11 protein-coding genes and 2 tRNA genes are annotated in these 12,279 nt (G+C 60.4%); 11 read left to right on the top strand and 2 right to left on the bottom strand.

Going from position 1 to position 12,279, the window contains the following annotated elements; translation table 11 throughout:
* The first annotated feature begins 38 nt into the window (after positions 1-38).
* Both ACJ8IP_RS23760 and ACJ8IP_RS23755 read left to right on the top strand, forming a co-directional pair.
* A tRNA-Asp gene (locus ACJ8IP_RS23760) sits at positions 39-115 on the top strand.
* Positions 116-166: 51 nt separating this feature from the next.
* Positions 167-242, top strand: a tRNA-Trp gene (locus tag ACJ8IP_RS23755).
* A gap of 269 nt (positions 243-511) precedes the next feature.
* On the opposite strand, the gene hdfR is transcribed toward ACJ8IP_RS23755, so the two are convergent.
* Positions 512-1,339: an HTH-type transcriptional regulator HdfR gene (gene hdfR / locus ACJ8IP_RS23750; protein ID WP_033645382.1), complete on the bottom strand. Its 828-nt coding sequence runs from the start codon at positions 1,337-1,339 to the stop codon at positions 512-514.
* A gap of 119 nt (positions 1,340-1,458) precedes the next feature.
* Here hdfR and ACJ8IP_RS23745 point away from each other — a divergent pair, with 119 nt between their 5' ends.
* A complete protein-coding gene (locus tag ACJ8IP_RS23745) occupies positions 1,459-1,797 on the top strand; it encodes a DUF413 domain-containing protein (RefSeq protein WP_004929946.1) in 339 nt (112 codons plus the stop codon).
* A 28-nt stretch (positions 1,798-1,825) separates the two neighbouring features.
* Here the strand turns inward: ACJ8IP_RS23745 and ACJ8IP_RS23740 are convergent, their stop codons facing one another.
* Positions 1,826-3,349 (bottom strand): YifB family Mg chelatase-like AAA ATPase, encoded by a 1,524-nt coding sequence (locus ACJ8IP_RS23740; RefSeq protein WP_197850212.1) that lies wholly within the window; start codon positions 3,347-3,349, stop codon positions 1,826-1,828.
* Positions 3,350-3,690: 341 nt separating this feature from the next.
* Here ACJ8IP_RS23740 and ACJ8IP_RS23735 point away from each other — a divergent pair, with 341 nt between their 5' ends.
* From ACJ8IP_RS23735 to ACJ8IP_RS23700, 8 genes are all read left to right on the top strand, one after another.
* Entirely contained in the window at positions 3,691-4,923 is a 1,233-nt protein-coding gene (locus ACJ8IP_RS23735) for an MFS transporter (protein ID WP_033645380.1), read from the top strand.
* 133 nt (positions 4,924-5,056) lie between these two features.
* Positions 5,057-5,155 carry an ilv operon leader peptide gene (gene ilvL / locus ACJ8IP_RS23730; RefSeq protein ID WP_013814970.1) on the top strand — a complete coding sequence of 33 codons (99 nt, stop codon included), beginning with the start codon at positions 5,057-5,059 and terminating at the stop codon, positions 5,153-5,155.
* 142 nt (positions 5,156-5,297) lie between these two features.
* The gene (gene ilvG / locus ACJ8IP_RS23725; RefSeq protein ID WP_117188981.1) at positions 5,298-6,944 is read left to right on the top strand and encodes an acetolactate synthase 2 catalytic subunit; all 1,647 of its coding nucleotides are present in this window, start codon (positions 5,298-5,300) and stop codon (positions 6,942-6,944) included.
* A complete protein-coding gene (gene ilvM, locus ACJ8IP_RS23720) occupies positions 6,941-7,198 on the top strand; it encodes an acetolactate synthase 2 small subunit (RefSeq protein WP_004929955.1) in 258 nt (85 codons plus the stop codon). The genes ilvG and ilvM overlap by 4 nt, the downstream gene beginning before the upstream one ends.
* 23 nt (positions 7,199-7,221) lie before the next feature.
* A complete protein-coding gene (locus ACJ8IP_RS23715; RefSeq protein WP_033645378.1) occupies positions 7,222-8,148 on the top strand; it encodes a branched-chain amino acid transaminase in 927 nt (308 codons plus the stop codon).
* A gap of 107 nt (positions 8,149-8,255) precedes the next feature.
* Positions 8,256-10,106, top strand: coding sequence for a dihydroxy-acid dehydratase (gene ilvD / locus ACJ8IP_RS23710; protein WP_015379395.1), 1,851 nt, complete (start codon positions 8,256-8,258; stop codon positions 10,104-10,106).
* A 5-nt stretch (positions 10,107-10,111) separates the two neighbouring features.
* The gene (ilvA, locus tag ACJ8IP_RS23705; protein WP_442524536.1) at positions 10,112-11,656 is read left to right on the top strand and encodes a threonine ammonia-lyase, biosynthetic; all 1,545 of its coding nucleotides are present in this window, start codon (positions 10,112-10,114) and stop codon (positions 11,654-11,656) included.
* Between the two features lie 53 nt (positions 11,657-11,709).
* Positions 11,710-12,264 carry a hypothetical protein gene (locus ACJ8IP_RS23700; protein WP_442524535.1) on the top strand — a complete coding sequence of 185 codons (555 nt, stop codon included), beginning with the start codon at positions 11,710-11,712 and terminating at the stop codon, positions 12,262-12,264.
* Positions 12,265-12,279: the final 15 nt, after the last annotated feature.

Raw genomic sequence — 12,279 nt, 5'->3', positions numbered from 1 at the left:
ATTGCCGGTATCGAAAGATACAACGTAAAAGAATCGGTGGAGCGGTAGTTCAGTTGGTTAGAATACCTGCCTGTCACGCAGGGGGTCGCGGGTTCGAGCCCCGTCCGTTCCGCCACTTATTTAATTGTGCCTGCTTTTTTAGCAGGCATAATGTTAAGCGAGATTTAGGGGCGTAGCTCAGTTGGTAGAGCACCGGTCTCCAAAACCGGGTGTCGCGAGTTCGAGTCTCTCCGCCCCTGCCATATTAAGAACCCTTTGCGAAAGCAAAGGGTTTTTTTTTACCTATTATCCCTTCCCTTAGAGCATTCCCGCTTTGGAAAAGAGCGCATTGGCTGCTCTATGCTGATGTCTATCTGATCCGAGTTGCCTTATGATCTTTCGATCTTTACCTCCGCCGACCTCCTGATTCTCCTACCATTTTGCATTTTCTTCTCTCAGAAGGCGATGGGCGGTTTTTGGCATGATAGACAGCCATGACCACGGCGGCGGCTTTTAAGGCCGCCATAGCGCTTTAGGCTGCGGTATTTAAAGGTATTTTAAGTAATTGCCGAATCAAAGGCTGTTGATCGCTGTTTTGCAACCAGACGGCATACAGTGGGCGGACAATCGGCGGGATCTCGGCGGCGGCAAGCAACTGCGGATACTCTTTTTCCCACTGGCTGGGCAGGAAAGCGCATCCGCCTGTGGTTTCCAGCAACTGACGCGTCAGGTGTGCCGAGGTGGTCGTGAGTACCGGCACGTTATCACCTTCCAACATGCGGTTTTCCTGTTGGTGGAAGTCGGCCCCCCATTCCAGCTTGATGTACGGCATGGGGGATTGCTTGTCACGACGCGCGGATGAGAACAGGCGTAATGAGAAATTGCCCAGTTGCTGGCTGGCCAGTTCGTCCATCTTTGGCGGCTCAGTGGTGATCAGTAAATCGAGCTGCCTTTCATGCAGTTGCTTTACCAAAGAGTGCCTTAAGGCCACCCTGGCTTCGAGCTGCAGCGCCTCTCTTTGTTGATAGAGAGACTGCAACCAGGGGGTCAAATAAGCCTCCCACAACGAGGCAGTCGCGCCGATCGACAGCTCGGTATGTTGCAGTGAACGCACGACCTCTTTCTTCGCCAACTGCCAGGTGTTCATCAGGCTTTCGGCATAGGGCAGAAGCCGCTCGCCGGCAGGCGTCAGGCGGATGTTATTGCGATGACGGGTAAATAAATTTGCGCCCAACTGGTTTTCTAACTGACGGATGCGGAAACTGACCGCGGACTGCGTTAAGTACAAAGATTCTGCGGCTCTGCCAAAGTGACGCGTTCTACTGACCTCCAAAAAGGTTTTCAGTAATTCGGTATCCACACCTATCTCCAAAAAAATTTGTCGTTAAGATTTAAATGTTTTGTTTTACACGCTGTCAAGCCTATCTAATACTCCGCGCCATAAACAGCACGGCCATAAGAGAATTAGGAGCGTGTCAGATGGCGGATAGCTTCACCACGACCAATCGTTTTTTTGATAATAAACATTACCCTCGCGGGTTCTCCCGTCACGGCGATTTCACCATTAAAGAGGCGCAATTGCTAGAGCGCTTCGGCTACGCGTTTAACGAGCTGGACTCGGGCAAACGCCAGCCGGCCACTGAAGAAGAACAGCTGTTCGTCGCAGTGTGCCGCGGTGAGCGCGAAGCGGCTACCGAGCAGGAAAAAGTATGGGCTAAATATCTGGCGCGCACACGTCGCCCGAAGAAATTCCATACGCTGTCCGGCGGTAAGCCGCAGGCTGACGCAGTAGAAGATTACAGCGACAGCGAAGACTAAAGACGATGGGGCCTTCGGGCTCCATTTTCTATTCCAGACTACGATGCAGTTGTAACAGCAGACGGTCCATACTGCGATAGCTCAGCGCTTCGCTGAGGTGGTGCCTGCCGATCTCGGCATCCCCCGCCAAATCCGCCAGCGTGCGCGCCACTTTCAAGATGCGCTGCCAGGCGCGGACCGATAACCCCAACGCGTTTAATGTCGCTTCCAAAAACTCGGCGTCTGCCGCCTGCAACACGCAATCCCGTTCCACTTCACGGTTGTTTAACAGCGCGTTGATTTTACCGGCGCGTTCGAGCTGCCGGGTGCGTGCCTGTCGCACTCTTTCCCGCACCTGCTCGCTGCTTTCTCCCTGAGTTTGCCGCTTACTGAGCGTGCCTGGAGGTAACAGCGGCACTTCGATAGACAGATCGAAACGATCGAGAAAAGGCCCTGACAGCCGGGCCAGGTAGCGCAGCACCTGCTGCGGCGAGGCGCGATTATGCATGCCCTGGTAATGCCCGGTTGGGCTGGGATTCATCGCCGCGATCAATTGCACCTTGGCCGGGAAGCAGACCTTGGCGTTGGCACGTGAAATCACGATCTCGCCGGATTCCAGCGGTTCACGCAGCGCATCCAGCACCTTACGCTCGAATTCCGGCAGCTCATCCAGAAACAGCACGCCGTTATGCGCCATAGATATCTCACCCGGGCGCGGCAGTGAGCCGCCGCCGACCAACGCCGCCATCGATGCGCTGTGATGCGGTGCGCGAAATGGCCTCTGGCGCCATGGCAAAGCGGTGAGAACAGGATGCTGCAAGCTGGCGACCGCCAGGCTTTCCAGAGCCTCAGGTTCCGTTAGCGGCGGCAGTAAGCCCGTCAGTCGGCTGGCCAGCATGGTTTTACCGGTGCCCGGCGGCCCAATCAGCAGCAGGTTATGCCCGCCGGCGGCGGCGATCTCTAATGCCCGCTTGGCCTGCTCTTGGCCGATGATGTCGCGCAGATCGGCGTTTTCATGCGGGTTGTCTGCCGCGGGAGGCGTGATGGCTACCGGCAGCTCGCCCTGACCGAGCAAAAAGGCACAGACCTCCAACAGGTGTTGGGCAGTATGGGATTGTGACTGCGCAATCAGGCCGACCTCGGCGGCGTTGTCCGTGGAGAGGACCAATTGTCGTCCGGCGTCAGCCGCCGCCAGCGCCGCCGGGATGGCGCCTCTGACCGCGCGCAGCGCGCCGGACAGCGCCAGTTCGCCAAGAAACTCGTAGCGTGCCAACGGGGCGAGGGGTAGTTGCTCGGAGGCGGCGAGGATCGCCAGCGCAATCGGCAGATCGTAGCGCCCGCCTTCTTTCGGCAGATCGGCCGGTGCCAAATTGACGGTGATGCGGCGGGCGGGAAAGGTGAAACCGTTGTTGATCAGGGCGCTGCGCACCCGATCGCGCGCCTCTTTTACCGTGGTTTCCGGCAGGCCAACCAGCGTCAGGCCGGGCAGGCCATTGCTGATATGCACCTCTACCGTTACGGAAGGGGCCTGAACGCCGATGATGGCGCGGCTATAGATTACCGCCAGTGACATATCGCTCTCCTTGCTGAGGGCGGCATGATGCGCGATTTATCCAGGTGCCGCGCGGCGTTCTTGGCATTTTTTCCATGAAACTCGCAGCATAATCACTGATTTTCATCGAATTGAACGAAATTGTGCGAACCGCCTCGCAGCCTATGGCAATACCCATTAACAATTCGCTGAAGCCTGCAACACATTAGCGGCCTGTACGCATTGCAGCCATAGGCTTGATGGGTGTATTTAACAATTGATTAAAAGAAAAATCACTTCTTTAACACACTCCGACCGCCGCCGCAGTCTGCCCGGCAGCCGCTAAATCTCCTGACTTCGTACTCTACGGTAGGGATAACACTATGTTTGGTTGGACCCCGCTGCAACGCAATGCGGCAATCGCCAGTTTTTCAAGCTGGACGCTCGACGCTTTCGATTTTTTCGTGCTGGTATTCTTACTCAGCGACATCGCACAATCCTTTCACGTCGGCCTGGAACAGGTCACGTTGGCGATTCTGCTCACGCTGGCGGTGCGGCCGATCGGCGCGCTGATCTTCGGGCGCGCTGCGGAAAAATATGGCCGCAAACCGATCCTGATGCTGAATATCGTCTTCTTCTCGGTGTTTGAGCTGCTCTCCGCCGCCGCGCCCTCGCTGACGGTCTTCTTGCTGTTACGAGTGTTGTACGGCGTTGCGATGGGCGGTATCTGGGGCGTGGCGTCATCATTGGCGATGGAAACCATACCGGACCGCTCGCGCGGCTTGATGTCGGGCATTTTCCAGGCCGGCTATCCGTTCGGTTATCTGCTGGCGGCGGTGGTGTACGGCCTGCTGTTCGAAACGGTCGGCTGGCGCGGCATGTTCGTCATCGGCGCGGCGCCGATCCTGCTGCTGCCGTTTATTTATTATTGCGTGCAGGAGTCGCCGGTGTGGCTGGCGGCGCGTGAACGTAAAGAAAGCAGCGCCTTGCTGCCGGTGTTGAAGAGCCACTGGAAGCTGTGCTGCTATCTGGTGCTGCTGATGGCGGCGTTCAATTTCTTCTCTCACGGCACGCAGGATCTGTATCCGGTATTTCTGAAAGTTCAGCACGGTTTCGATCCGAAAACCGTCAGTATCATCGCCATTAGCTACAATATCGCGTCAATTATCGGCGGCGTTTTCTTCGGTTCGTTATCGGAAAAAATCGGCCGCAAAAAAGCGATTATCATCGCCGCATTGTTGGCGTTACCGGTGATCCCGCTGTGGGCGTTTTCCAGCGGTTCGCTGATGCTCGGGATCGGCGCTTTCCTGATGCAATTCATGGTGCAGGGCGCCTGGGGCGTGGTGCCGACCTACCTGACCGAGCTGGTACCGGCCAATACCCGCGCGGTGCTGCCGGGGTTCGTGTATCAGCTGGGCAACCTGATCGCTTCGGTCAACGCCACGCTGCAAGCCACCCTCGCCGAGCATCATGGGCATAATTACGGCCTGGCGATGGCCATGGTTGCCGGGACGGTGGCGGTGGCGATCGCTCTGTTGGTGTTCTTCGGCAAGGATACGCGCGGCAAGGCCATCACCGGCGCGGTGAAAAATCCAGGTATGCGCGCCAACGTGTGAAATCCGGGCGATTCGCGTGAGGTATGACCAGATTGCGCCGAATAATAACGCAAAAAAAGTGTTGTCATGTCGCGCGCGGCTGTGGTACCTCTGTAAGCATTAGTTCTGAATGAGCACAGTGAACAAACCCATTATGAAAGCCTTTGCCCAAGTGATTAGCCTAGTCGTGATTAGCGTGGTGGTGATTATTATCCCACCGTGCGGGGCTGCACTTGGACGAAGAAAGGCTTAGCAAACAAGCCGGAATCGCAAGAGAACCCCCGCACCGTCAGGTCCGGGGGTTTTTTATTGGCAAGAGAAAAGTGGAGCAAGGGGCAGAGCATGAAAAACAGAACAAAATCCTGCGGTTGTCGAAGTAAGGCGAGGAAATAACTATGAATGGCGCTCAGTGGGTAGTTCAAGCGTTGCGTGCGCAGGGTGTGGATACCGTATTCGGCTATCCGGGCGGGGCAATCATGCCGGTGTACGATGCGCTGTACGACGGCGGCGTGGAACACCTGCTGTGCCGCCATGAACAGGGCGCCGCCATGGCCGCCATCGGTTACGCCCGCGCCACCGGCAAAGTCGGTGTCTGTATCGCCACTTCCGGTCCCGGCGCCACCAACCTGATCACCGGGCTGGCGGATGCGCTGCTCGATTCCGTTCCCGTTGTCGCCATCACCGGTCAGGTGGGATCCGCGCTGATCGGCACCGATGCCTTTCAGGAGATCGATGTTCTCGGCCTGTCTCTGGCCTGCACCAAGCACAGCTTCCTGGTGGAATCGCTGGATGCCTTGCCGGGCATCATGGCGGAAGCTTTCGCCATCGCCGCCGGCGGCCGTCCTGGCCCGGTGCTGATCGATATCCCGAAAGACATCCAGCTGGCGCAAGGCGACCTGCATCCGCATTTGATGCCGGTCGATGAAGCGCCGGCGTTACCGACGGCGGCGTTGGCCGAGGCGGCTGAGCTGCTGGCGCAGGCGCATAAACCGATGCTGTACGTTGGCGGCGGCGTGGGCATGGCGCAGGCGGTGCCGGCGCTGCGCGAGTTCATCGCCGTGACCCGCATGCCGAACGTCGCCACCCTGAAGGGGCTGGGCGCGCCGGATGCGCAAGATCCGCTGTACCTTGGCATGTTGGGCATGCACGGCACCAAGGCCGCTAACCTGGCGGTGCAGGAGTGCGATCTGCTGATCGCCGTCGGCGCGCGTTTCGATGACCGCGTGACCGGCAAGCTGAATGCCTTCGCGCCGCACGCCAAAGTGATCCACATGGACATCGACCCGGCGGAGATGAGCAAGCTGCGCCAGGCGCATGTGGCCCTGCAGGGCGATCTGAAAGCGTTGCTGCCGGCGTTGCAGCGCCCGCTGAACATCGCCGCCTGGCGGCAACGGGTGACGGCGCTGAAAGCCGATCACGCCTGCCGCTACGATCATCCCGGCCAGCCGATTTACGCGCCGCTGTTCTTGCGCCAGCTGTCCGCCCGCAAGCCGGTCAACAGCGTGGTGACCACCGACGTCGGTCAGCACCAGATGTGGAGCGCGCAGCACATGACGTTCGAGCGCCCGGAGAATTTCATCACCTCCAGCGGCCTCGGCACCATGGGGTTCGGCGTGCCGGCGGCGGTCGGGGCCCAGATCGCGCGTCCGCAAGATACGGTGATCTGCGTCTCGGGCGATGGCTCCTTCATGATGAACGTGCAAGAACTGGGCACCATTAAGCGCAAACAGCTGCCGCTGAAGATCGTGCTGCTGGACAACCAGCGCCTCGGAATGGTGCGCCAATGGCAGCAGCTGTTCTTCGACGGCCGCTACAGCGAAACCAACCTGTCCGATAACCCCGACTTCCTGATGCTGGCCGCCGCCTTCGGTATTCCCGGCCAGCGCATCAGCCGCAAGGATCAGGTGGAGGGCGCGCTCGAGGCGCTGTTCAACACCGAAGGCCCTTATCTGCTGCAGGTCTCTATCGACGAACTCGAAAACGTCTGGCCGCTGGTGCCGCCGGGCGCCGGCAACGAAACCATGTTGGAGGAAATATCATGATGCAGCATCAACTCTCGATCCAGGCGCGTTTTCGCCCCGAAATGTTAGAGCGCGTATTGCGGGTCGTGCGTCATCGCGGCTTTCAGGTTTGTGCTATGAATATGGTTTCCCCGGCCAACGCCGACAGCATCAATATCGAATTGACCGTTGCCAGCCCGCGTCCGGTCGCCCTGTTGTCATCTCAATTAAGCAAACTGATGGACGTCTCCTGCGTCGAGATCCAGCAGCCAACATCACAACAAATACGCGCCTGAGGCGCCGAGAAGGATAAATAACAATGACAAAGAAAGCCGATTACATTTGGTTCAATGGTGAGATGGTTCCTTGGGCCGAGGCCAAAGTGCACGTGATGTCGCACGCGTTGCATTACGGCACGTCGGTGTTTGAAGGCGTACGCTGCTATGACTCGCACTTGGGGCCGGTGGTATTCCGTCATCGCGAGCATATGCAGCGCTTGCACGATTCGGCGAAAATCTACCGCATGCCGGTGTCGCAAAGCGTCGACGAGCTGATGGAAGCCTGCCGCGCTACGCTGCGCAAGAATAACCTGGTCAGCGCGTACATTCGTCCGCTGGTGTTCGTCGGCGATGTCGGCATGGGCGTCAACCCACCGGCCGGTTATAAAACGGACGTGATTATCGCGGCGTTTCCTTGGGGCGCTTATTTGGGTGAAGAAGCGCTGGATCAAGGCATCGATGCGATGGTCTCCTCCTGGCACCGCGTCGCACCAAACACGATCCCCACTGCGGCCAAGGCCGGCGGCAACTATCTTTCCTCCCTGCTGGTGGGCAGCGAAGCGCGCCGCCACGGCTATCAGGAAGGCATCGCGCTCGACGTGCACGGCTACATTTCCGAAGGGGCGGGCGAGAACCTGTTTGAAGTGAAAGACGGCGTGCTCTATACCCCGCCGTTCACCTCGTCGGCGCTGCCGGGCATCACGCGCGACGCGATCATCAAGCTGGCGAAAGACATGGGCTTCGACGTGCGCGAGCAGGTGCTGTCGCGCGAATCGCTGTACCTGGCCGACGAAGTGTTCATGTCCGGCACCGCGGCGGAAATCACGCCGGTGCGCAGCGTGGACGGCATTCAGGTCGGCATCGGCAAATGCGGCCCGGTGACCAAACAGATCCAACAGGCGTTCTTCGGCCTGTTCAGCGGCAAGACCGAAGACAAATACGGGTGGCTGGATCCGGTAAACCCGTAACGACAAGGCTCGCCGCGCAGCGTGGCGGACGACAAGACAGACAAGATAAGAAATATCCAGGCGGTTCGTTCGCCGCCTGCCATAAATACATTTGGAGTGAAAAGAGCATGCCTAAGTACCGTTCCGCCACCACCACCCACGGCCGCAATATGGCGGGTGCCCGCGCATTGTGGCGCGCGACCGGGATGACCGACGCCGATTTCGGCAAGCCGATCATCGCCGTGGTCAACTCCTTTACCCAGTTCGTGCCGGGCCACGTGCATCTGCGCGATCTGGGCAAACTGGTCGCCGAACAGATCGAAGCTTCAGGCGGCGTGGCCAAAGAGTTCAACACCATCGCGGTGGATGACGGCATCGCCATGGGCCACGGCGGCATGCTCTATTCCCTGCCGTCGCGCGAGCTGATCGCCGACTCGGTCGAATACATGGTGAACGCCCACTGCGCCGACGCGATGGTGTGCATCTCCAACTGCGACAAAATCACCCCGGGCATGCTGATGGCGGCGTTGCGCCTGAACATTCCGGTGATCTTCGTTTCCGGCGGCCCGATGGAAGCCGGCAAAACCAAACTCTCCAACCAGATCATCAAGCTGGATCTGGTGGACGCGATGATCCAGGGCGCGAACCCGAACGTCAGCGACGCCGACAGCGAGCAGATCGAGCGTTCCGCCTGCCCGACCTGCGGTTCCTGCTCCGGCATGTTCACCGCCAACTCGATGAATTGCCTGACCGAAGCGCTGGGCCTGTCGCAGCCGGGCAACGGTTCGCTGCTGGCCACCCACGCCGATCGCAAGGAACTGTTCCTCAACGCCGGCAAGCGCATCGTCGAGCTGACCAAACGTTATTACGAGCAGGATGACGAAAGCGCGCTGCCGCGCAATATCGCCAACAAGGCGGCGTTCGAAAACGCCATGACGCTGGATATCGCCATGGGCGGTTCGACCAACACCGTGCTGCACCTGCTGGCTTCGGCGCAGGAAGGCGAGGTGGACTTCACCATGGAAGACATCGATCGTCTGTCGCGCAAAGTGCCGCACCTGTGCAAGGTGGCACCGAGCACGCAGAAATATCACATGGAAGACGTGCACCGCGCCGGCGGCGTGATCGGCATCCTCGGCGAGCTGGATCGCGCCGGCTTGCTGAACCGCGAGGTGAACAACGTATTGGGACTGACCCTGCCGCAGACGCTGGAAGCTTACGACGTGATGCTGACCCGCGACGAAAGCGTCAAGAAAATGTACTCCGCCGGGCCGGCCGGTATCCGCACCACGCAGGCATTCTCCCAGGATTGCCGTTGGGATTCGCTGGACACCGACCGCAAGGAAGGCTGCATCCGCACCCGTGAGCACGCTTACAGTCAGGACGGCGGGTTGGCGGTGCTGTACGGCAACCTGGCGGAAAACGGCTGCATCGTCAAAACCGCCGGCGTCGACAAGGAAATCCTCACCTTCCGCGGCCCGGCCAAAGTGTATGAAAGCCAGGACGACGCGGTAGAAGCGATCCTCGGCGGCAAAGTGGTAGCGGGCGACGTAGTGGTGATTCGCTACGAAGGGCCGAAAGGCGGGCCGGGCATGCAGGAAATGCTTTACCCAACCACCTACCTGAAATCGATGGGGCTGGGCAAGGCGTGCGCGCTGATCACCGACGGGCGTTTCTCCGGCGGCACCTCCGGGTTGTCCATCGGCCACGCTTCGCCGGAAGCGGCTAACGGCGGCCTGATCGCCCTGGTGCAGGACGGCGACATGATTGCGATCGACATTCCTCATCGCGGCATCCAGCTGGATGTCAGCGAGCAGGAGTTGGCGGCGCGGCATGAGGCGGAACTGGCGCGCGGCGACGCTGCCTGGACGCCGAAAAATCGTGAACGTCAGGTGTCCTTCGCGCTGCGCGCCTACGCCTCGTTGGCCACCAGCGCCGACAAAGGCGCGGTGCGCGACAAGAGCAAACTGGGGGGATAAGCAGCATGGCGGTCTCTCAACCCCTACCCAGCGCCCCCTGCGGCGCGGAATATCTGCGAGCGGTACTGCGCTCGCCGGTTTACGAGGTGGCGCAAGTCACCCCGTTGCAGGCCATGAGCAAAATCTCTTCGCGCCTCGGCAACACCATTTTGGTGAAGCGCGAAGATCGCCAGCCGGTGCACAGCTTCAAGCTGCGCGGGGCCTATGCGATGATCGCCGGGCTGGACGAAGAGCAGAAGGCGCGCGGCGTCGTGACGGCTTCGGCCGGCAACCACGCGCAGGGCGTCGCCTTCTCCGGTAAACGGCTGGGGATCAAAACGCTGATCGTGATGCCGGTGTCCACCGCGGACATCAAGGTGGATGCGGTGCGCGGCTTCGGCGGTGAAGTGCTGCTGCACGGCGCCAATTTCGACGAGGCCAAAGCGAAGGCGATCGAGCTTTCCCAACAGCAGGGCATGACCTTTGTGCCGCCGTTCGATCACCCGATGGTGATCGCCGGGCAGGGCACGCTGGCGATGGAGCTGCTGCAGCAAGACGCGCATCTGGATCGGGTTTTCGTGCCGGTCGGCGGCGGCGGCCTGGCCGCCGGGGTGGCGGTGTTGATCAAACAGCTGATGCCGCAGATCAAAGTGATCGGCGTCGAAGCGGAAGACTCCGCCTGCCTGCGCGCGGCGCTGGATGCCGGCCATCCGGTGGATCTGGCGCGCGTCGGGCTGTTCGCCGAAGGCGTGGCGGTGAAGCGCATCGGCGACGAAACCTTCCGCCTGTGCCGTGAGTATCTGGACGACGTGATCACCGTGGACAGCGACGCCATCTGCGCGGCGGTCAAAGATCTGTTCGAGGACGTGCGCGCCATTGCCGAGCCTTCCGGCGCGCTGGCTTTGGCGGGGCTGAAAAAGTACGTCCAGCAGCACAACATTCAGGGCGAGCGTCTCGCGCACGTGCTGTCCGGCGCCAATCTCAACTTCCACGGGCTGCGCTATGTTTCCGAGCGTTGCGAACTGGGCGAACAGCGCGAAGCGCTGCTGGCGGTGACCATTCCGGAACAGCAGGGCAGCTTCCTCAAGTTCTGCCAACTGCTGGGCGGGCGCTCGGTGACCGAATTCAACTACCGCTACGCCGATGCTGACAACGCCTGCATTTTCGTCGGCGTGCGGCTGACGCGCGGCCACGCCGAACGGCGGGAGATCATCGACGAACTCAACGCCGACGGTTATCAGGTGGTGGATCTGTCGGACGACGAGATGGCTAAACTGCACGTGCGCTACATGGTGGGCGGGCGTCCGTCGAAGCCGCTGCGCGAACGGCTGTACAGCTTTGAGTTTCCGGAGTCGCCGGGCGCGCTGCTGAAGTTCCTGCAGACGCTGGGCACGCACTGGAACATCTCGCTGTTCCACTATCGCAGCCACGGCACCGACTTCGGCCGGGTGCTGGCGGCCTTCGAGCTGGCGCAAAGCGAGCCGGAATTCGAGCGGCACCTGCAGGCGCTGGGCTACGATTGCCACGACGAAACCGACAACCCGGCGTTCCGCTTCTTTTTGCAGGGGTGAGTCCGGTGGGTTTATCCGACCGGTTGTCCCGTTTAGCGGCAGAAGGCCAGGAGATGGAAAGCCAAATCGCGGCGCGCGATCGCGCGCTTTTCGCCGGCGTGGATGCGCAGCTCGAGCAGCATTTCCTGACGCCGGGCCAGCGGCTGTCACCGCCGGGCCAGCGGCTGTCACCGCCGGGCGTCGGCAACGTCATGCTGCTGATGGTGTGCCTGATGCTGGGCCTGGCGGGCGTGATGGGTCTGGTCACGGATGTGGCGGCCGCCTGGAGCGGCAAGACCTCCGCCGCCGTGTTGATGGGCAGCGGCGCGATCGTGGCGGTGTGGATGACGCTGATCCTGTTCCAACTGGTGCAGGGTAAAAACAGTGGGGTGGTATTGCTGCAATATTACCTTGGCATACTCGGTCTGTGTTGCCTCGGCGCCGCGGCGGCGTGGGCGGCGGGCATGACCGGCATCGCCACCGGCGCCCTGCTGCTGGGGGGCGCGGTTGGCGGGGCGCTGTTCAGCAACCGGGCGGCGTTCTACCTGTATGTCGCCTATTTCCGCACGCGTCGGCGCGTGTTTATCAAACGCCGTTGGCAGAGGGAAGATCTGCGCAATACCCGATAAACCGTCAGAACGGAA

Origin of the sequence: Serratia sp. CY52157, from assembly GCF_052168495.1 — a bacterium.
Lineage (GTDB): Bacteria > Pseudomonadota > Gammaproteobacteria > Enterobacterales > Enterobacteriaceae > Serratia > Serratia ureilytica.
Note: the sequence above shows the minus strand (reverse complement) of the source record. Positions and strands in the feature narration are given on the sequence as shown.

Excerpts from the sequence above, each read along its gene's own strand:
- ACJ8IP_RS23745 (WP_004929946.1), top strand. The coding sequence starts at position 1,459 with ATGGCGGATAGCTTCACCACGACCAATCGTTTTTTTGATAATAAACAT.
- ACJ8IP_RS23740 (WP_197850212.1), bottom strand. The coding sequence starts at position 3,349 with ATGTCACTGGCGGTAATCTATAGCCGCGCCATCATCGGCGTTCAGGCC.
- ACJ8IP_RS23735 (WP_033645380.1), top strand. The coding sequence starts at position 3,691 with ATGTTTGGTTGGACCCCGCTGCAACGCAATGCGGCAATCGCCAGTTTT.
- ilvL (WP_013814970.1), top strand. The coding sequence starts at position 5,057 with ATGAAAGCCTTTGCCCAAGTGATTAGCCTAGTCGTGATTAGCGTGGTG.
- ilvG (WP_117188981.1), top strand. The coding sequence starts at position 5,298 with ATGAATGGCGCTCAGTGGGTAGTTCAAGCGTTGCGTGCGCAGGGTGTG.
- ilvM (WP_004929955.1), top strand. The coding sequence starts at position 6,941 with ATGATGCAGCATCAACTCTCGATCCAGGCGCGTTTTCGCCCCGAAATG.
- ACJ8IP_RS23715 (WP_033645378.1), top strand. The coding sequence starts at position 7,222 with ATGACAAAGAAAGCCGATTACATTTGGTTCAATGGTGAGATGGTTCCT.
- ilvD (WP_015379395.1), top strand. The coding sequence starts at position 8,256 with ATGCCTAAGTACCGTTCCGCCACCACCACCCACGGCCGCAATATGGCG.
- ilvA (WP_442524536.1), top strand. The coding sequence starts at position 10,112 with ATGGCGGTCTCTCAACCCCTACCCAGCGCCCCCTGCGGCGCGGAATAT.
- ACJ8IP_RS23700 (WP_442524535.1), top strand. The coding sequence starts at position 11,710 with ATGGAAAGCCAAATCGCGGCGCGCGATCGCGCGCTTTTCGCCGGCGTG.